Source organism: Cupriavidus sp. SHE (genome assembly GCF_000812445.1).
In the GTDB taxonomy this organism is placed as follows: Bacteria; Pseudomonadota; Gammaproteobacteria; order Burkholderiales; family Burkholderiaceae; genus Cupriavidus; species Cupriavidus metallidurans.
This window is the reverse complement of record NZ_JWMB01000021.1, coordinates 224,193-243,429: the sequence shown is the minus strand read 5'-3', so window position 1 is coordinate 243,429 and position 19,237 is coordinate 224,193. Positions and strand designations below refer to the sequence as shown.

19 protein-coding genes are annotated in these 19,237 nt (G+C 64.9%); 9 read left to right on the top strand and 10 right to left on the bottom strand.

Annotation, left to right across the window (positions count from 1 at the left end):
* Position 1: 1 nt before the first annotated feature.
* Genes ureE through ureG form a run of 3 tightly spaced genes read left to right on the top strand, consistent with a single transcriptional unit; the run spans position 2 to position 1,981 of the window.
* Entirely contained in the window at positions 2–622 is a 621-nt protein-coding gene (gene ureE / locus RN01_RS12145) for an urease accessory protein UreE (RefSeq protein WP_024569120.1), read from the top strand.
* A gap of 33 nt (positions 623–655) precedes the next feature.
* The gene (locus RN01_RS12140) at positions 656–1,348 is read left to right on the top strand and encodes an urease accessory protein UreF (RefSeq protein WP_017515004.1); all 693 of its coding nucleotides are present in this window, start codon (positions 656–658) and stop codon (positions 1,346–1,348) included.
* Positions 1,349–1,357: 9 nt separating this feature from the next.
* Positions 1,358–1,981 (top strand): urease accessory protein UreG, encoded by a 624-nt coding sequence (gene ureG, locus RN01_RS12135; RefSeq protein ID WP_008643417.1) that lies wholly within the window; start codon positions 1,358–1,360, stop codon positions 1,979–1,981.
* 53 nt (positions 1,982–2,034) lie between these two features.
* Here the strand turns inward: ureG and RN01_RS12130 are convergent, their stop codons facing one another.
* Complete coding sequence (locus RN01_RS12130) at positions 2,035–2,430, bottom strand: helix-turn-helix domain-containing protein (protein WP_008643418.1); 396 nt, start codon at positions 2,428–2,430, stop codon at positions 2,035–2,037.
* A gap of 270 nt (positions 2,431–2,700) precedes the next feature.
* Between RN01_RS12130 and RN01_RS12125 the strand changes: the two genes are divergently transcribed.
* Positions 2,701–3,384: a hypothetical protein gene (locus RN01_RS12125; protein WP_017515006.1), complete on the top strand. Its 684-nt coding sequence runs from the start codon at positions 2,701–2,703 to the stop codon at positions 3,382–3,384.
* An 8-nt stretch (positions 3,385–3,392) separates the two neighbouring features.
* Here RN01_RS12125 and RN01_RS12120 read toward each other — a convergent pair whose 3' ends face one another.
* Together RN01_RS12120 and RN01_RS12115 are read right to left on the bottom strand one after the other, a co-directional pair.
* A complete protein-coding gene (locus RN01_RS12120; protein WP_008643421.1) occupies positions 3,393–4,085 on the bottom strand; it encodes a glutathione binding-like protein in 693 nt (230 codons plus the stop codon).
* 165 nt (positions 4,086–4,250) lie between these two features.
* A complete protein-coding gene (locus RN01_RS12115) occupies positions 4,251–5,513 on the bottom strand; it encodes an acyl-CoA dehydrogenase family protein (protein WP_017515677.1) in 1,263 nt (420 codons plus the stop codon).
* Positions 5,514–5,769: 256 nt separating this feature from the next.
* On the opposite strand from RN01_RS12115, the gene RN01_RS12110 reads away from it, so the two are divergent.
* Together RN01_RS12110 and ggt are read left to right on the top strand one after the other, a co-directional pair.
* On the top strand, positions 5,770–6,711 hold the full coding sequence (locus RN01_RS12110) for a LysR family transcriptional regulator (protein ID WP_011515773.1): 942 nt from the start codon (positions 5,770–5,772) through the stop codon (positions 6,709–6,711).
* 89 nt (positions 6,712–6,800) lie between these two features.
* Positions 6,801–8,768, top strand: a complete 1,968-nt coding sequence (gene ggt / locus RN01_RS12105) for a gamma-glutamyltransferase (protein ID WP_024569121.1) — start codon at positions 6,801–6,803, stop codon at positions 8,766–8,768.
* A 142-nt stretch (positions 8,769–8,910) separates the two neighbouring features.
* Here the strand turns inward: ggt and RN01_RS12100 are convergent, their stop codons facing one another.
* From RN01_RS12100 to RN01_RS12085, 4 genes are all read right to left on the bottom strand, one after another.
* Positions 8,911–9,912, bottom strand: a complete 1,002-nt coding sequence (locus RN01_RS12100) for a tripartite tricarboxylate transporter substrate binding protein (RefSeq protein ID WP_024569122.1) — start codon at positions 9,910–9,912, stop codon at positions 8,911–8,913.
* Between the two features lie 292 nt (positions 9,913–10,204).
* On the bottom strand, positions 10,205–11,281 hold the full coding sequence (locus RN01_RS12095; RefSeq protein ID WP_017514697.1) for a phosphotransferase: 1,077 nt from the start codon (positions 11,279–11,281) through the stop codon (positions 10,205–10,207).
* Between the two features lie 42 nt (positions 11,282–11,323).
* On the bottom strand, positions 11,324–12,103 hold the full coding sequence (locus tag RN01_RS12090; protein WP_011515777.1) for an oxepin-CoA hydrolase, alternative type: 780 nt from the start codon (positions 12,101–12,103) through the stop codon (positions 11,324–11,326).
* 66 nt (positions 12,104–12,169) lie between these two features.
* On the bottom strand, positions 12,170–13,693 hold the full coding sequence (locus RN01_RS12085; RefSeq protein WP_024569124.1) for a 3-hydroxyacyl-CoA dehydrogenase: 1,524 nt from the start codon (positions 13,691–13,693) through the stop codon (positions 12,170–12,172).
* 176 nt (positions 13,694–13,869) lie between these two features.
* Here RN01_RS12085 and RN01_RS12080 point away from each other — a divergent pair, with 176 nt between their 5' ends.
* A complete protein-coding gene (locus RN01_RS12080; protein ID WP_017511967.1) occupies positions 13,870–14,511 on the top strand; it encodes a glutathione S-transferase in 642 nt (213 codons plus the stop codon).
* A gap of 60 nt (positions 14,512–14,571) precedes the next feature.
* Here the strand turns inward: RN01_RS12080 and RN01_RS12075 are convergent, their stop codons facing one another.
* Both RN01_RS12075 and RN01_RS12070 read right to left on the bottom strand, forming a co-directional pair.
* Positions 14,572–15,741, bottom strand: a complete 1,170-nt coding sequence (locus tag RN01_RS12075) for a pyridoxal phosphate-dependent aminotransferase (RefSeq protein ID WP_017511968.1) — start codon at positions 15,739–15,741, stop codon at positions 14,572–14,574.
* A gap of 48 nt (positions 15,742–15,789) precedes the next feature.
* Positions 15,790–16,329, bottom strand: a complete 540-nt coding sequence (locus RN01_RS12070; RefSeq protein WP_017511969.1) for a putative toxin-antitoxin system toxin component, PIN family — start codon at positions 16,327–16,329, stop codon at positions 15,790–15,792.
* Positions 16,330–16,369: 40 nt separating this feature from the next.
* On the opposite strand from RN01_RS12070, the gene yaaA reads away from it, so the two are divergent.
* Together yaaA and RN01_RS12060 are read left to right on the top strand one after the other, a co-directional pair.
* Positions 16,370–17,155 carry a peroxide stress protein YaaA gene (gene yaaA, locus RN01_RS12065; RefSeq protein ID WP_024569125.1) on the top strand — a complete coding sequence of 262 codons (786 nt, stop codon included), beginning with the start codon at positions 16,370–16,372 and terminating at the stop codon, positions 17,153–17,155.
* A gap of 18 nt (positions 17,156–17,173) precedes the next feature.
* Positions 17,174–18,316 carry a M14-type cytosolic carboxypeptidase gene (locus RN01_RS12060; RefSeq protein WP_024569126.1) on the top strand — a complete coding sequence of 381 codons (1,143 nt, stop codon included), beginning with the start codon at positions 17,174–17,176 and terminating at the stop codon, positions 18,314–18,316.
* A gap of 95 nt (positions 18,317–18,411) precedes the next feature.
* Here the strand turns inward: RN01_RS12060 and RN01_RS12055 are convergent, their stop codons facing one another.
* Positions 18,412–19,206, bottom strand: a complete 795-nt coding sequence (locus RN01_RS12055) for a BspC domain-containing protein (protein WP_017511973.1) — start codon at positions 19,204–19,206, stop codon at positions 18,412–18,414.
* Between the last annotated feature and the right edge of the window lie 31 nt (positions 19,207–19,237).

The window sequence follows — 19,237 nt, the reverse complement described above, 5'->3', positions numbered from 1 at the left end:
CGTGATCAAGATCGACAAACACCTGCCCGCTCCGCACGGCATCGCGCCGGTACTCGTGCGCCGCGCGCCGAAGCTCGTCCTGCCGTTCGGCGAACGCAGCAAGAGCCGCCTGCGCGCCATCCTCGACAACGGCGCCGAGGCTGCGTTGTTCCTGCCGCGCGGCACCGTGCTGCGTGGCGGCGATCTTCTGGTGGCAGAGGACGGTACCTTCGTGGAAGTGCAGGCCGCGGCGGAGTCGGTGCTGCAGGTCACCGCGACCGACCCGCAGGCGCTGATGCGCGCAGCCTATCACCTGGGCAATCGCCACACGCCGGTGGAGGTCGCGCGCGATTATCTGCGGCTGGAGTATGACCCTGTGCTGGCCGACATGCTGGCCCGACTGGGTGTGCAAGCCGAGCGCGCGGACCTGCCATTCGAGCCCGAGGCTGGCGCCTATGGCGGCGGCCACAAGCACGGGCATGATGCGACGTTCGCGGAGGATTACGCGGCGGCGCAGGCAGTGTTCCACGAGCATCATGGGCACTCGCACTCGCACTCGCACTCGCACTCGCACTCGCATGACCATGACCATGACCATGACCATGGTCACGTGCATGACGAGCATTGCGGTCACAAACATTGAGTTGCGCCTGACAGCGTCAGCAGAGCCATCCCCATGACCGCGCTCCCCCAGCTCATCTCCCTGCTGCACCTTGCCTCGCCGGCGCTCCCCATCGGCGGCTTCAGCTATTCGCAGGGACTGGAGGCGGCCATCGATTGCGAGTTGGTGCGGGATGCGGCGACTGCCGAACGCTGGATTCGCGACAACCTCCTGCATGTGCAGGCCCAATGCGAGGCGCCTGTCTGGCTACTGCTGCATCGCGCGTGGCAGACGCAGGACCACGCCGCCGTGCGGCAATGGAACGACTGGTTTCATGCCACCCGGGAAACATCCGAACTGCGGCTCGAGACCGAGCAGATGGGCTGGTCGCTGGCGAAACTGATCGCGCAGATGGGTTGGGGTGACGATGCGTCCCGCGACCTGCTGCGCGACATGCGGCCGGTCTGTCTGCCCACGGCGTTTACCTCGGCGTGCGTGGCGCTAGGTATCGCTGCGCGTGAAGGCCTGGCCGCGTATCTCTTCAACTGGGCCGAAAACCAGGTGGCAGCCGCCATCAAGGCGGTGCCGCTCGGCCAGGTGGCGGGCCAGCAGATGCTGCTTGGCTTGCATCAGGCGGTGCTCGGCACCGTCGATGAAGCAGTGTGCCGCGCCGATGCGGTGCCACCATTGCTTTCCACGTTCTCCCCGATGCTAGGCGTACTGTCGGCGCGTCACGAGACGCAGTACTCCCGGCTGTTCCGATCCTGAGATCCGATCATGACTCGTACCAAGAAAAATCCTCCGTTGCGCGTTGGCGTGGGCGGCCCCGTCGGCTCCGGCAAGACCACGCTGCTCGAGATGCTGTGCAAGGCCATGCGCGACCGCTATGACCTGGTGGCGATCACCAACGATATCTATACGAAGGAAGACCAGCGCCTGCTGACGATCTCGGGCGCGCTGCCGGCCGAGCGGATCATGGGTGTGGAAACGGGCGGGTGTCCTCACACCGCGATCCGCGAGGACGCTTCGATCAACCTCGAGGCCGTCGATCGGATGCTGGCGAAGTTTCCCGATGCCGATGTGGTGTTCATCGAATCGGGCGGAGACAATCTGGCTGCGACGTTCAGCCCGGAACTTTCCGACCTGACGATCTATGTGATCGACGTGGCGGGCGGCGAGAAAATCCCGCGCAAGGGCGGGCCGGGCATCACGAAGTCCGATCTGCTGGTTATCAACAAGACCGATCTTGCGCCCTATGTTGGTGCGTCACTGGAGATCATGGAGAGCGACGCCCGCAAGATGCGCGGCGAGCGGCCCTTTGTGATGGGCAGCGTGAAGTCGGGGCAGGGACTTGATCAGGTGATTGCGTTCATCGAGCGGCAGGGCATGCTCGACGTGTAGCCGTGTAGCCGTGTAGCTAGGCGGCTCCTCCCCTCATCCCTTCGCGCTGCTGGCTAGGCGATCTTGCGCAATTGTTTTCGCGCGAGCGCTCTTGCCACGCCAGCCACGACATCGCGGTCAGTGTCGCTGAGTTCCGTCATATAGCGCAGCGTGGCCTGTACCGCTGGCGATATCTCCGGGTTGAATGGCGCGCGTGCCGGCTCGACCGGCGCGTCCGCGCAATGACTGGAGAAATCCAGCATCACACTCGGCGCGACACCCAGCGTGTCGGCAAGCGTGCAGATGTTGTACAGCGCAACATTGCGCGTGCCGCGTTCGATTCCGCTGAGGTACGATCGCGCGAGTCCGCTTTCGAGCGACAGCGCTTCCTGAGACCAGCCGCGCTGCTTGCGCAACCAGGTCAGATGCCGCCCGAACAGCTTGAGTGGATCCCCGGTCATAAGGTGCATTGTGGATATTAGGTCGCTACGTCGCCCGAGGCTAAAGGGTTTGACCTGTCGATCACGACAACTTATAGTTCGTCGTTCTATCGGTGCCAGATCTGCATTTCAAGGGATGCGCCCACTCAAGGGTGCGGCGCCGATCGCATGGACCGGACGGTTTCACGCCGTGCCGAAACGGGGCAGTAGCGCATTGGCGATCGGGCGGAAAGCCGCGTCGTACCGCCGTTGCGCATTCAGGGACCACTCGCGTCCCAGACTCCGTTCAGAGGGAATGCCATGCGGATCTACACGTTCTTCCATCCTCACCAGCGCGGCGATCTGCCGCACCTGAAGACTGCCACGACAAACGGTTTCGGTCACTGCTTATGTGTCATTCCGACAACGGCAGGGCTCGGTCATTCGTGCGATTACATCCATCTGCATGCCGGTGATCGCTATCCGGTCACGGTAGCCGGGCACCCGGAATGGTGGGCTTGCCTGCAAGGCGGCCTGCGCGTGCTCGATGGCGATGATGAGCGCGCGGTGCTGGCCTGCGGTGATATTCATACCCCCAAAGTGCACCAGGCGGTCGAGTTACAGGCCGTGGTCGACAGCGTGCTTGTTCGCGCCATCCCACAAGCCGGCGAGGCCGGGCACTGCAATGCCGGCGCCGCCGAATTCATTGCGATCGATGCGGGCGAGGCCGAGTGGGCGCAGCATCTTCACGCGCGCGGGCTGGTCTGGGGTGTCTGCCATCGGGGCGTGCTCAACCTGCAATGGCGGGGCGGGGCGAGCGGCGGCGAAGTTCAATCGACCTACCTTCAACCGGGCATGGCCTTCGCGCCAGAGCCTGATGACGACTACTGCATCGATGCGATGCTGTCCGGTGCCGGGCTGCTCTGCTGCATGCAGTCGGCACCGGCACCGGCATCGGCACCGTCAGGCGCATACGCCCCGCAGGGCGAACGACAGGCCGCCTGACGCCGGCATTAGCGGCGCTGGTATTGCGTGGCGCCGAACAGGACCTCGCGCTCCTTGTCGCCCTGCAGCGGCTTGCGTGCGCTGGCCAGGACCTCGACGCCGCGCTTGACCGCCGGGCGTTCCGCAATGTCGTTGAACCAGCGCTTCAGGTGCGGATAGTCGTCCAATTCCACGCCCTGGTTCTGCCAGCTACGCAGCCACGGGAACGTCGCGATATCGGCCACGGTGTAGGTGTCGCCTGCCAGATACTTGTGCGTCGACAACTGCTTGTCGATCACGCCGTAGAGGCGCTTGGCCTCGTTGGTGTAGCGATTGACGGCGTATTCGATCTTCTCCGGCGCGTAGATGCGGAAGTGGTGCGCCTGACCCAGCATCGGGCCGACACCTCCCATCTGGAACATCAGCCACTGCAGCGCCTCGTACTTGCCGCGCACGTCCTCGGGCAGGAACTTGCCGGTCTTGCCCGCCAGGTACAGCAGGATCGCACCCGATTCGAACAGCGAGATCGGCTGGCCGTCCGGGCCGTCGGTGTCGACGATCGCCGGGATCTTGTTGTTCGGGCTGATCTTGAGAAAGTCCTCGCCGAACTGGTCGCCGGCGCCGATGTTGATCGGATGGACCCTGTACTCGAGGCCGCACTCCTCGAGCATGATGTGGACTTTATGGCCGTTCGGTGTGGGCCAGGTGTAGGCGTCGATCATCTGCAACTGTCTCCGTGGAAGATTCGCCGGGGCATTAGAGCACGAAAGAAATAACCCTGTTGGGCATGGATGATCTGTTCGTGGGATGGCACTTCGGTGTCACGCCCGGCAAGAAAAAAAGCCCGACAGTGACCTGTCGGGCTTTCCTGTTTCAGCAGCAGCGCATCACGAGCCGCGCGTGATCGGCATCTGGATGCTGTCCGGGTTCAGCTTCATGTGCTTGGCCAGTTCCAGCTTGGCGATCGCATTGCGGTGTACCTCGTCCGGACCATCGGCCAGACGCAGCGTGCGCTGGTGCGCCCACCAGTTGGCCAGCGGGAAGTCGCCCGACACACCCGCGGCGCCGTGCACCTGGATGGCCCAGTCGATCACGCGCAGGGCCACGTTCGGCGCCACCACCTTGATCATCGCAATCTCGGCCTTGGCAATCTTGTTGCCGACCGTGTCCATCATGTACGCGGCCTTCAGCGTCAGCAGGCGCGCCATCTCGATGTCGCAGCGGGCTTCGGCGATGCGTTCCTGCGTCACGCCCTGGCGGGCGATCTGCTTGCCGAATGCCACACGCTCCAGACTGCGCTTGCACATCAGTTCCAGCGCGCGTTCCGCCACGCCGATGCTGCGCATGCAGTGGTGGATACGGCCCGGGCCGAGGCGGCCCTGGGCGATCTCGAAGCCGCGGCCTTCGCCCAACAGGATGTTGCTGACGGGCACGCGCACATTCTTCAGTTCGATTTCCATGTGGCCGTGCGGCGCGTCGTCGTAGCCGAACACCGGCAGGAAACGCTTGATGGTGATGCCCGGGGTATCGGCCGGCACCACGACCATCGACTGCTGCTCATGACGGCCAGCATTCGGATCGGTCTTGCCCATCACGATGTAGACCTTGCAGCGGGGATCGCCGGCGCCCGACGACCACCACTTGGTGCCGTTGATCACGTAGTGGTCGCCATCGCGTTCGATGCGGCACTCGATGTTCGTGGCATCGGACGAGGCCACGGCCGGCTCGGTCATCAGGAACGCCGAGCGGATCTCGCCACGCAGCAGGGGCTCCAGCCACTCGTCCTTCAGTTCTTCCGAGGCGTAGCGCTCGAGCGTTTCCATGTTGCCGGTATCGGGCGCGGCGCAGTTGAACACCTCGGCCGACCAGGGCACACGGCCCATGATTTCGCACATCGGCGCGTATTCGAGGTTCGACAGGCCTTCCGGCGCGCGCTTCGAACGCGGCAGGAACAGGTTCCAGAGCCCGGCTTCACGCGCCAGCGGCTTCAGTTCCTCGATCACCTTGGTCGGAATCCACGCGTTGCCGGCCGCGCGATTGGCCTGGATCTCGGCGTAGAAGCGCTTCTCGTTGGGGTAAATGTGCTGGTCGAAGAACGCCAGCAGCCTGGCCTGCATTTCCTTGACCTTGGGCGTGTACTCGAATTGCATGAGGTCTCCTCGGTTACCTTTTGGGTGTGGTACCAGGCACGGTGTGCCGACGTTGGTTACTCTAGCGGAACCTGATCAATAAGAAAAATGAATTTTCTGGATTGGTCAGTATCAATATCCTGCATTCCGTGACAGAATGCATTCACTACAAACTGACGTCGTGTCGATCGGTTGCCGGCTGGCCCCAATGCCCAATGCCCGCTGCGCGATCTGGCGTGCGTCTCGTGCCAGTCAAGCATTCGCGCAGGAAGGTGCCATGCAGCTCAGCCGGATCGATCTCAATCTCTTCGTAGTATTCGACGCCATCTACAGCGAGGGGAGCATCACCGCTGCCGCGCGCCAGTTGAACCTGACGCAGCCGGCCGTGAGCCACGCGCTGGGCCGTCTGCGCACGCTGTTCGACGATCCGCTGTTCGAGCGCCGGGGGCAGGGCATGGCGCCGACGCCGCTGGCCCGTTCGTTGGCCGGGGAGGTGCGCGGGGCGTTGCAGTCCTTCGCGCGGACGCTGCAGGACACGCCGCATTTCGATCCCACCAACACCACGCGCCGGTTCACCATCGGCATGCGCGACGCGCTCGAATCCACGCTGCTGCCGCCGCTGATGGCGCGCGTGACCGCGATGGCGCCGCACGTGGAGATTGCGGCGATTCGCTTCGACCGGCGCGAGATGGAGTCCGAACTGCTGGCCGGCACGCTGGATGCCGCGATCGACATCCTGCTGCCGGTATCGCCGGCGATCCATCACGCCGCGTTCATGTCCGATCCGATGGTGGTGCTGGCGCGGCGCGATCATCCGCTGGTCAAGAAGGAACTGACGCTCGAGCGCTATCTCGCGGCCGAGCACGTGCACGTGTCCTCGCGGCGACGAGGCGCGGGGCTGGAGGACCAGGCGCTGCATCGCATGGGCCTGACGCGGCGGGTGCGCCTGCGTTGCCAGCACTATGCCGCCGCGTGCCGGGTGGTCAGTTGCACCGATCTGCTGGCTACGCTGCCGCTGCGCTACGCGCGCATCGCCAACGAGCCCTATGCCAACCGCCTGCTGTCGCTGCCGTTCAAGGTGCCGTCGCTCGAACTGCATCTGTACTGGCACGCGGGCGGCGAGAACGACGGCGCGAACCGCTGGCTGCGCGAGCAGCTGATGACGGTGATGGAATCGCTCGGCAGTGGCATGACGGATGTCACGTCGGCTGCCGAGTAACCCCGGGTTAACGTTGTCAGACAAACGCCGATTTCACCGGCGGGTGTGATCGCCAAGAATCGCCGGATCTTCTCGACAGGAGGGACGGCATGGCTGACACACTCATAGCGACTTCAACAGGATCTTCCGAGCAATCTGTCTCGCAGCGTGCCGCGAGCCGGCACTGGCGCGGCGCGCTGGCCGGGGCGATGGTTTCCCTGCTGGCCGCATCGCTTTCAGGCTGCGGCACGGTGGACAAGGAGGCGGGGACGTCCGCCGCATCGACCGGCCCGGCCACGGGGACGGGGACGGTGCCGGCGTCTACCGGGGCCGTGGCGTCAGCCGGGTTGCCGCCCGCCGCCGAAGTTGCCTCGGGCTACCGCCCGGGGATGACCACGACCTACGCGCAGAAGCATATGGCCGCGGCCGCGAATCCACTGGCCACGGAGGCAGGTCGCGAAGTGCTGCGTGCTGGCGGGTCGGCCATCGATGCCGCCGTGGCGATGCAGGCAGTGCTGACGCTGGTCGAGCCACAGGCTTCCGGGATCGGTGGCGGCGCCTTCATCATGTACTGGGACGGCAAGCGAGTGCAGACCTACGACGGCCGCGAAACGGCGCCCGCCGGCGCCACCGAGAACCTGTTCATGCGCGCCGATGGCAAGCCGATGGAGTTCTCGGCAGGGCAGATCGGTGGGCGTTCGGTCGGCGTGCCGGGCGTGTTGCGCGCGCTGGAGCTCGCGCATCGCCAGCACGGCCGCTTGCCGTGGGCACGCCTGTTCGAGCCAGCCATCGCGTTGGCCGACAAGGGCTTTCCGATCTCGCCGCGCCTCTATACGCAGGTTGCCGCAGACAAGTTTCTGACCGGCTCCCCCGAGATGAAGGCGTATTTCCTCGACGATCAGGGCAAGCCGAAGCCGGTTGGCACGCTGGTCAGGAATCCGCAGCTCGCGCAGACATTGAGGGAGATCGCCAGACACGGGCCGAACGTGTTCTACAACGGCCCCATCGCGCATGACATCGTGGCCAAGGTCAACGCTCATGCGAATCCTGGCAGCTTGTCCGTGGCCGATCTGAAGGGGTACAAGGCCAAGGAGCGCCCGCCGGTCTGCACGAACTACAAGGCCTGGAAGGTCTGCGGGATGCCGCCGCCTTCGTCGGGTGGCATCGCGATCGCGCAGATTCTCGGCAACCTCGAAGCACTCGAAAAGCGCGATCCCCGCTATGCGCTGGCAAAGCTCAAGCCGACCCAGGTCAACACGCCGGCGGGGTTCGAGGCCAATCCGCTGGCGGTGCACGCCATCTCGGAGGCTGACCGTCTGGCCTACGCGGACCGTGGGCTCTACGTGGCCGATGCCGATTACGTGCCGGTAGACGTGAGCGCGCTCGTGAATCCGCAATACCTGGCCGAGCGTGCCGAACTGATTGGCGAGAAGAGTATGGGCAAGGCCGAACCGGGCACGCCGCCCGGGGTCAACGTTGCCTTCGCGCCTGACCGCTCGCCACCGCGCATTTCCACGTCGCAGGTGGCGGCGGTGGATGACCGTGGTGGCGCGTTGTCGATGACCACGACGGTCGAGTCGTACTTCGGCTCGCACATCATGGTGCGCGGCTTCATGCTGAACAACCAGCTGACCGACTTCTCGTTCAACCCGACCGAGAACGGCAAGCCTGTGGCCAATCGCGTACAGGCTGGCAAGCGGCCGCGCTCGTCGATGGCGCCGACGCTGGTGTTTGACCGCAAGAGTGGCAGGCTAGTGGCGGCGCTTGGCTCTCCGGGCGGTTCGCAGATCATCGAGTATGTCTCGAAGACGCTGGTCGGCCTGCTCGACTGGAACATGGACGTGCAGCAGGCCGTGAGCATGGCGAACTTCGGTAGCCGTAACGGCCCGACGGAGGTCGAGCGCGGGCTGGTGACGCCTCAACTGGTGCAGGCGCTCAAGGATCAGGGCCATCAGGTGGCCGAGATCGAGATGACCAGCGGCACGCAGGCGATCATGCGCAAGGCGGGCCCGAATGGTCGGCCAGTCTGGGCTGGCGGCGCTGATCCACGGCGTGAGGGCGTGGCGCTGGGCGATTGAGTGCGTCGCGGATGCGCCCCTGTCCCGCGCGGGTGAGGGGCCGGGGAACAACGCTGGCGCTTCAGGTTCCTGTCATGACTGCCCAATGAAGAACGGGCGCGAATATCGCGCCCGTTCTTCATGCATAAGCCTTTCGCGGTAATCAGGCGTCCAGCTTCACCCCGGCCGCCTTCACCACCTGTGCCCAGCGCTTTTCCTCCGTCCCGAACCACTTGCCGGTCTCGGCCGGCGACATGGTCACGACTTCGGCGCCTTGCCCGGCCAGTTGGGCGCGGATCTCCGGTGTGCGGATGATGCGGATCAGCTCGGCATTGATCCGCGAGACGATGGCATCCGGCATTCCGACTGGCGCCATCACGCCTTGCCACGTTCCCGACTCGAAATTCGCCACGCCGCTCTCGGCGATGGTGGGCGTCTGGCTGACCAGGGCCATGCGCGAGCGTTTCGACACCGCCAGCAGCTTGAGTTTGCCGGCCTGCACCTGCGGCCAGGTGGCCAGCATCCCGTTCATCAGCACCTGCGCGGTGCCACCTACGGTATCGGAAATGGCCTGCGATCCGCCCTTGTAGGGCACGTATTGCCACGCCGCGCCGGTGGCCTGCTGCACGGCCACGCCGGCCAGGTGCGGCGCGCTGCCGATCGCCGTGACCGCGAAGTTCAGGGTCTGCTTGTGCGATAGGGCAACCAGTTCCTTGAGATTGCTGACCTGCACGGATGGGTGTACGACCAGAAGGTGCGGGGAGTAGGCCAGCATGGCCACGCCCTTGAGGTCCTTGTTCGGATCGAAGGTGAGTTTCGTGTAGACCGACGGGCTGATCGCCAGCGCGCCGACATCGCACAGCAGCAGCGTGTGGTTGTCCGTGCCGGCCTGCGCGACCATCGCCGCGCCGATATTGCCATTGGCGCCAGGACGGTTGTCGACCACGATCGGCTGGCCCAGTGCCTCGCCGAGTTGCTTGCTGATCAGGCGCGCGATGATGTCCGACGAGCCGCCGGCCGGGTAAGGCACCACCAGCCGGATTGGCCGGCTAGGCCACTTGTCCTCGGCCCAGGCGGAGGTGGGGGCGAGGATGCCAGTGGTACCGAGGGTGCCAAGGGCGGCCAGGCCCGAAGCCTGGCCAAGGAATTGGCGGCGAGAGGTCATGCTGTGTCTCCAGTCAACACTTATCATAAGATGTCGTACAACTAGAGCCAAGTGTAGACAGGATTCTGGTGAGGGTCTATCAGGAAAATACGGAGATGGGCCGGATTTTCGGCCTCGAAGCGGCTAGGCGACGGGCTGCGTACTCAGTCGTCGGATGACTTCGGCGCTGCTTCACGCACTGGTTTTTCCCGGGCTGGCCCCTCTTGTACCGAAGGAAGAGGGGCCCCGGATGCGCATCGGATCAAGTGTTTCCTATGTTCTTGAACACTTGTGGCCGATGTGCAGGCCGCCATCAGGCGCCCGACTTCTGCGCGTAGGCCCAACCCATCTCGGCCATCGGTCGGGCGCGCTTGCCGGCGTCCGTGGCCTGTGCCGACGATGCGGTGCCATCGACCACGCGCTTCATGATGCCCTGCAGGATGCCGGCGATGCGGAACATGCTGAACGCCAGATAGAAATTCCAGTCGCCCGTGATCTGGCGGCCCGTGCGCTGCTCGTACAGGCGGCGATAGGCGGCCTCGTCAGGGATGCCAAGTGCCTGGTAGTCGAGCCCGGCGATGCCGCGGAACTGGCCCGGCTGGATATGCCAGCTCATGCAGTGGTAGCCGAAGTCGGCCATCGGATGGCCCAGCGTGGACAGTTCCCAGTCCAGCACCGCCAGCACCTTGGGCTCGGTCGGGTGGAACATCAGGTTGTCCAGGCGGTAGTCGCCGTGGACGATGCTGGTCAGGTCCACATCCTCCTGCGGAATATGGTCCGGCAGCCAGGCCATCAACTGGTCCATGGCCGGGATCGACTCGGTTTCCGACAGCTTGTACTGCTTGGTCCAGCGTTCGATCTGACGCTGGAAGTAGTTGCCCGGCTTGCCGTAGTCGGCCAGCCCGATCGCCTTGTAGTCCACCGTATGCAGCGCGGCGATGACGCGGTTCATTTCGTCATAGATCGCACCGCGTTCGGACTTGGTCATGTCCGGCAGGGACTGGTCCCACAGCACGCGGCCACCGACGAACTCCATGATGTAGAACGCGCGGCCGATCACCTCTTCGTCCTCGCACAGCGCGAACATGCGGGCCACGGGCACGTCGGTGCCGGCCAGCGCCGCCATCACGCGATACTCGCGCTCGATGGCGTGCGCGGAGGGCAGCAGTTTCGCCTTCGGCCCCGGCTTGGCACGCATGACGTAGGTCTGGCCCGGTGTGATCAGCTTGAAAGTCGGGTTTGACTGGCCGCCCTTGAACTGCTCCACGGTCAGCGGGCCCGCGAAGCCGTCCACATGCTCCCGCATCCAGGATTCGAGGGCGCCGACGTCGAAACGCTGCTGGTCGGCCACGGGGCGGGTGCCTTCAAAGTGCGATACGTTGGTGCTCATGCTGTCTCCGGGTGTCCTTATGTGTTGTGTCTTCTCGGGGGCTTAGCGGTAGTTTGGCTTGCGCTTCTCAAGGAACGCGCTGATGCCTTCTCCACCGTCCTTGTGATGCAGTGCGGCCACGAAGCTGTCGCGTTCGGCGGCCAGGTGCTCGGTCAGGGTCGCGGTGCCCGCGTGGTTGATCAGCGACTTGATGCCGCTGACCGCGTTGGGCGATTCCTTGGCCAGGTTTTCGGCGATGCGCAGCGCTTCAGTCAGGGCCTGCCCCGGGGCCGCCACGCGATTGACGATGCCGAAGTGCGCCAGGCGCGCCGGATCCACCGGCTTGCCTTCCATCATGATCTCGCTGGCAAGCTGGCGCGGCAGCATGCGCGCGATCTCGTAGGAGCCGCCACCGTCGGGCGTCAGACCGACCTTGACGTAGGCCATCACGAACTTGGCATCGCTGGCGGCCACGACGAAATCGCAGGCCAGCACCAGCGAGAATCCCGCGCCGGCGGCCGGGCCCTCGACCGCCGCGATGATAGGCTTGGGGAAGGCGTGGAACGACTCGATCCACTGGTTGAGGACTTCGATGCTGTCCGCCTGCACCGAGGGTGGCTGCGAACGGTTGCCGAGCAGCCGGTTCAGATTGCCGCCGGCACAGAACACGCCATCGGCACCCGTCAGGATCACGGCGCGGATCGAATCATCGCGGGCGGCGACTTCGAGCGCTTCCGCCGAAGCGGCGTAGATGTCCGGATGCAGCGCGTTACGCGCTTCGGGGTTGGAGATGGTCAGTACGAGCGTCGAGTCGACGCGTTCGGAAAGTAGTTGGGCGGTCACGGCAGCCTCTTGATCTGGCGGAAATGAAAAAGGCGCCCCGTGTCTCGTCGGGGCGCCTGCGTGGGGTCAGGCTTCTTCGGTCAGCAACGACAGGCCAAGTCCGGCGCGGCGCCACAGCCACGGGCTCGGGCGGTAGCGCATGTCGCCGGTCAGGCGGTTCAGGTTGCGGAGGACTTCAAGGATCAGATCGGCGCCGATCGTATCGCCGAGTGCCAGCGGGCCCTTCGGATAGCCCAGGCCCAGGTGCACGGCCAGGTCGATATCGGTCGGGGTGGCGATGCGTTGCTGCGCGATGTCGCTGGCGATGTTGACGATGCAGCTGATCACGCGCTGTGCGACGAATCCGGCCGAATCGCGAATCACCGTCACCGGCACGCCGTCGCTGGCGAACAGGCCGTGCGCGGCGTCGCGTGCGGCGGCGCTGGTGGCCGGCGTGGTCATCAGCGTGCGGCGCTTGGTGGCTTCGAACGGCATCAGGGTGTCGATGGCCACCACGCGCGTGGCGTCAAGGCCTTCCTCGAGTGCAGCGGTGGTTGCGTCCAGACCCAGCGGCGTCACCACGATCAGCGCGTCAGCCGGCGGTTGGTTGCCAGCCTCGACCGTGACACCCAGGGCGGTCAGCAGCTTGACGGTCATCGCATGGCCACGCTCGTTGGCGCGGCTCACCCACACGCTGGCAGGGCGCGCAGCCGGCACCGGCGCGGCGGCGGGTACCTGCTTCTGGCCGTTGGGGTAGGCGTAGAAGCCCGCGCCGGTCTTGCGGCCGAGCAGGCCACCGACCGAACGCAGCGACGTGATCGGCGACGGACGGTAACGGGGCTCCTGGTAGAACTGGTTGTAGATCGACTCCATCACCGGGTGCGACACGTCAAGACCGGTCAGGTCCATCAGCTCGAACGGGCCCATGCGGAAGCCAGCCTGCTCGCGCATGATGTTGTCGATGTCGACGAACTCGGCCACGCCTTCCTGCGCAACCTTGAGCCCTTCGATGTTCATGCCGCGGCCGGCGTGATTGACGATGAAGCCGGGCATGTCCTTGCAGCGCACCGGCGTATGGCCCATGCGGCGCGACAGTTCCATCAGGCGGTCGCCCACGGCCGGGTCGCCCGAGATGCCATCCACGACTTCCACCACCTTCATCAGCGGCACCGGATTGAAGAAGTGATAGCCGACTACGCGACCGGGCTTCTTCGCGCCCACGGCAATGGCCGTGATCGACAGCGACGAAGTGTTCGACGCGATCACGGCATCTTCGCGCACGACGGCTTCGAGCTTGGCCACCAGGTCACGCTTGACCTCGAGCCTCTCGACGATGGCTTCCAGCACCATGTCGCACGCGGCCAGGTCTTCCAGCGCGGCGCAGGCCTTCACGCGGGCCAGCGCGGCCTCGCCGTCGGCGGCGCTCATCTTGCCTTTCTCGGCCAGCTTGGTGAAGGTATCCTGCAGATACTGGCGTGCTGCCGCCACGGCCTGGGCATTCGTGTCGAACAGGTTGACGGTCAGGCCAGCCTGCGCGGCGATCTGGGCGATGCCTCGGCCCATGGCGCCCGTGCCGACGATGCCGAGCGTTTGGATGGTGGAATTGCTCATCGTTCGTCCAAAAAAGATGTGGTTAAATTAGCACGATCGTACGTTTTTTGCACTTGCCGCGACAGACGGGGCGCGCACGCCGCGTGCGCTGATCGGACAGAAACGGCAGTGCGGGGAACGATGAGGCGACTCCGGGTCGACTCCGACGATCTCACACTACTACGGAGAGAGACAACATGCTGAAGCTCTGCGGCTTTGCGGCCAGCAACTACTACAACAAGGTCAAGCTGGCGATGCTGGAGAAGAACCAGCCATTCGAGGAAGTGCTGGCCTGGCTGGGGCAGACCGACCTGCAGGCCTCGCCGCTCGGCAAGGTCCCCTACATCATCACCGATGCAGGCCCGCTGTGCGAGTCCGAGGTGATCGACGAGTATATCGAGGCGGCCTATCCGGGGTCGCCGCTGCTGCCGAAAGACCCTTATCAGGCTGCCAAGGTACGCGAGGTCATCACGTTTCTGGAGTTGTACCTGGAACTGACCGCGCGTGAACTCTACCCGGAAGCGTTCTTTGGCGGCAAGGTCAGCGACAGCGTCAAGGAGCGCCAGCGCAAGCTGCTCGACCGGTACATCCCCGGCTTCGCGAAACTGGCGAAGTTCTCGCCCTACATCGCGGGGGATACCTTCACGCTGGCCGATTGCGCCGCTATCTGCCACCTGCCGCTGATCTCGTCGTGCACGAAGATCATCTACGGCGAAGACCTGCTGGCCGGACTGCCGGCCAAGGACTACCTGAAGGCGATGGCCGAGCGTCCGTCCGTGCAGAAGGTCAACGCGGATCGCAAGGTGAATCTGGAACAGATGGTCGCCCGGAACAAGTAAGCAGGGTGATCCCCCCACTTCCACGTTGTGGGGGTGGGGCGCGCAAACCTCCGATTCGGATCAGAGCTTTGCCAGACGATCCAGCGCCAGCTTCAGCGTCTCTTCCTTCTTCGCGAAACAGAAGCGCACGACACCCGATTCACGCGGCGTGGAGTAGAACGCCGAGACCGGAATCGCGGCAACGCCGATTTCGCGCGTGAGCCACATCGAGAAATCGGCCTCGCTCATATCGGAGATCGCCGAGTAGTCGACGCACTGGAAGTAGGTGCCGTCCGATGGCAGAAGCTTGAAGCGCGTGCCGGCCAGACCGGCGCGGAAGTAGTCGCGCTTGGCCTGGTAGAACCCGGAGAGGTTCAGATACGGAGCCGGATCGGCCATGTAATCCGCCAGCCCGTACTGCACCGGCGTGTTCACCGTGAACACGTTGAACTGGTGGACCTTGCGGAATTCGTTAGACAGCGCGGCCGGGGCGGCCACGAAGCCGACCTTCCAGCCCGTCACGTGATAGGTCTTGCCGAAACTCGACACGACAAAGCTGCGTCGCGCCAGTTCGGGATGGCGAGCCACCGACTCGTGCCGCTGGCCATCGTAGACCATGTGTTCGTAGACCTCGTCGGACAGCAGCAGGATGTCGGTGCCGGCCAGCAGGTCGGCCAGTTGCTGCATGTCCTCTTCGCGCCAGATCGTGCCCGTCGGGTTGTGCGGGGTGTTGATCATGATCATGCGCGTGCGCGGCGTGATCGCGGCGGCCAGCTTGTCGAACGGAATGCGGAACAGCGGCGCTTCCAGCGTCACGGGCACGGCCGTCGCGCCGGCCAGTTCGATCGCAGGCAGATAGCTGTCGTAGCACGGTTCCAGCACGATCACTTCGTCACCCGGATGCACCGCGCAGAGGATGGCGGTCAGCAGGCCCTGCGTGGCGCCCGCGGTCACCGTGATCTCGGTATTCCAGTCGTAGGTGTGTTCGTACAGCTTCGCGATCTTGGCGGCGATGGCCTGGCGCAGTTGCGGCACACCGGCCATTGGCGGGTACTGGTTGTGACCGGTGCGCATTGCGTGTGTCACGGCATCGACGATGCGCGGGTCGCAGTCGAAATCCGGGAAGCCCTGACCGAGATTGACGGCGTTCTTTTCGGCCGCCAGCGCCGACATCACGGTAAAGATCGTGGTGCCCACCTTGGGTAGGCGCGACGGAGGCGGATTCAGCGGGGCGAGATTGGATTCAGCCATGACGGAGCTTGAAAGAGTAGAAGCGGGGCAATCAGCCAGAGCGACATTCTAGCCGCGATCATCGGGCGGCACCCATGCCGCCAGCCAGCCGCCGAATGCCAGCGGCGGCAGCACTTCCACCCCGCTGGAGCGGCGCAGGCGGCTGCGGAGCTTGAGCACGGCCTTGTCCTTGGACACCAGCAGCGCCGCGCGCGAGAAATGGGCGAGTTCGATGAACTTCTGGTCGTCGGTGTCCTTGCACTTGGGCAGGCGGATCGCGTCGGCGTCTTCCTGGGTGGGCGCCGGTTCTAACGTGGTGAAGCGGTCGACCTCCGCGAGCGCCGCGTCGATATCGACGGCAAAGCGGGCGAACTGGGGATAGGCCAGCACCCGGCGCAACTCCTCTCGGCAGTCGGCCCGGATCACCGGGGCGATGGCGCCGGCTGCCAGCGCGGCCCGGATCGGCTCCACATGCGGGTCGCGGAAGACCAGCAGGTCTACCCAGATATTGGAGTCAAGGACTACCCGGGGTGCGGAAGTGACGGAGAGGGCGCCGGCATCGGGGTCGGTGCTGGAGTTGGCATCGTGGCCGGTGTGGGTGGTGTGCATTCGCTACAATCTGGTCTTTGTTTCTGCCCGCGATTTTGCCATGCTCATCGTCCTGTCTCCCGCCAAGTCCCTGGACTACGAGACACCCCCACGCGTCAAGACCCATACGCTACCGCGTTTCATCGACCGCTCGGCCACGCTGATCGAGCGCCTGCGCAAGCTGGCCCCGCAGGATGTGGCGTCGCTGATGGATATTTCCGACAAGCTCGCGGTGCTCAATGTCACGCGTTACGCCGACTGGTCGCCCGAGTTCACGACGGCCAACAGCAAGCAGGCCGTGCTGGCCTTCAATGGCGATGTCTACGACGGCCTCGATGCGAAGACGCTGTCGACCGACGACCTTGCCTTCGCGCAGAAGCACATCCGCATCCTGTCCGGCCTCTACGGCGTGCTCCGGCCGATGGACTGGATGCAGCCGTATCGCCTGGAAATGGGCACGCGGCTCGACAACGCCGCCGGCAAGGACCTCTACGCGTTCTGGGGCGACGACGTCACGCAGTTGATCAACAAGGACATGGCCGAGCTCAAGCACGAGGGCTCGCAGACGCTGGTGCACCTGGCGTCCGAAGAATATTTCAAGGTGGTGCGCCCGAAGGTGCTGGCCGCACGCGTGATCACGCCCGTGTTCGAGGACTGGAAGGGCGGCCGCTACAAGATCATCTCGTTCCACGCCAAGCGCGCGCGTGGCACGATGGCCCGTTACGCGGTCACGCATCGCGTGACGGATCCCGCGCAACTGAAGCGCTTCAACGAAGACGGCTACGCCTTCGACAAGGCCGCGTCGGACGATGCCCGCTGGGTATTCCGCCGCCGTCTGGAAGACTGAGAACCAAGGAGCTACTTCATGACCTCAGCGCTGCATATCTCCACGCTGTTCGATTCGGGTGCGATCGAAGTCGAAGCCCTCGATCGTGCCGACGACATCCGCCTGCGTATCCGCGCCGATTCGCACGCCGATTTTCGCCAGTGGTTCCATTTCCGGCTGCAGGGCACGGCCGGGCAGGCCTGCAGGCTCCAGTTCCTGAACGCGGGCGAATGCACCTATCCGGACGGCTGGCGTGACTACAGCGTCGTGGCCTCCTATGACCGGGCCTACTGGTTCCGCGTGCCGACGCGCTACGACGGCACCACCATGACCGTCGACTTCAAGCCCGAACACGACAGCGTCTGGTTTGCGTATTTCGAACCGTATCCCGAGGAGCGGCACCTTTCGCTGCTGGCCTCCTGCCAGCGTTCGCCGCTGGCGAAGCTGTCGCACCTTGGCAGCACCGTCGATGGGCGCGACCTGACCTGCGTGACGCTGGGTCAGCCAGGGCCGGGCAAGAATACGGTCTGGATGATCGCGCGCCAGCATCCGGGCGAAAGCATGGCGGAGTGGTTCTGCGAAGGCGTGCTGCAGCGCCTGACGGGCACCGGCATGTGGGCGGGCGATCCGGTGGCGCGCAAGCTGCTCGATCGCGCCGTGTTCCATATCGTGCCGAACATGAATCCGGATGGTTCGGCGCGCGGCAACCTGCGCACGAATGCCGCGGGCGCCAACCTCAATCGCGAATGGATGCAGCCGAGCCTCGAGACGAGCCCCGAGGTGTACCACGTGCGCCGGGCGATCGAAGCCACTGGTGTCGATCTGTTCTTCGACATTCATGGTGACGAGGCGCTGCCGTACAACTTCGTAGCCGGCAGCGAGATGCTTCCTGGCTTTACCGCAGCCCAGCGCGACCAGCAGTCGCGCTTCATCGAGGCGTTCAAGCGGGCCACGCCGGACTTCCAGGACGTGCACGGCTACGCTGCAAGCAAGTACAACGCGGACGCACTGAAGCTTGCCTCGAAGTACATCGGCCATACCTTCGGCTGCCTGGCCCTGACGCTGGAGATGCCGTTCAAGGACAACGCCGACCTGCCAGACCCGGTGCTGGGCTGGAACGGTGCGAAGAGCGGCCTGCTTGGTACGTCGATGCTGCAGGCGGTGCTGGAGTATCTGGGCTGACGGACGTGATCAGGGTTTGAAGCGCCAAGCGCTCCCTTTCCCGCAAGCGGGAGAGGGAGGCGGGCCTGCGTCTCAGTCGCAGTCGGCGCAGGGCCTTACTGCTTCTTCTTGGTTGTCGTCTTGGAAGATGTGCTCTTCGAAGACGATGTCGATTTGGACGTCGAGCTTGCCTTGCTGGACTTCGACGACGTCGAAGCCTTGGCGGTGCTCTTGCCTTTTTTCTTCTTCGAGTGCGACGTGGCCACGGCGGGTGCCGCAGCCGGTTCGCTGATCGTTTCGCCGCTGCTGTTGAGCAGTTCGTACGCGAGCATCATGCCGTTGTCGTAGCCGCAGCGGACCTTGACCGGTTGCCATTGCGGTTCCCCCGAGCGGCGGTGCGCGCTGGCAGCGAACGTCACGACGGAGCTGACGACGACGGACTGCTTGCCCGGCGAGAACCGGCTTTCCCAGCGCTCCTCGGTGGCCTGATCCTGGGCGAGCGCGCCCGTGGGGATCTTCAGCGCGTCATAAGTCGCCGACCGCGGCACCACCCAGCTGGCGTGCGCGGCGCAATCGGCCACGTCGGCCGATGCATTCTCCGTCTTCATCAACTGATCACGCATTTGCGCGCGATATTCGGCCAAGCTCACGCGGCCCCTGTCGGGCAGCGTGACTGTCGTCGTGGGCGGACTCTTGCCGTTGGTGGTCGGGGTCTTGGCGGCCGTCGCCGAGGCGGGGCCGGGGGCTACGGGGGTGGCGGTGCTGGCAGCGGGCGAGCCGGGCTGGCCAGCCACGGCTGCGGTCTCGTCCGTCGGTGCGGTGGCGCAACCGGCGAGTGCGATCGCACCGGCCACTGCGGCAGACAGCATACGCAGCCGGCTGCCGAACAGTTCGGAAATTCGTCGGATCACGGGGTCGTCTTTGCTCGGTGAAGCAAGGAGG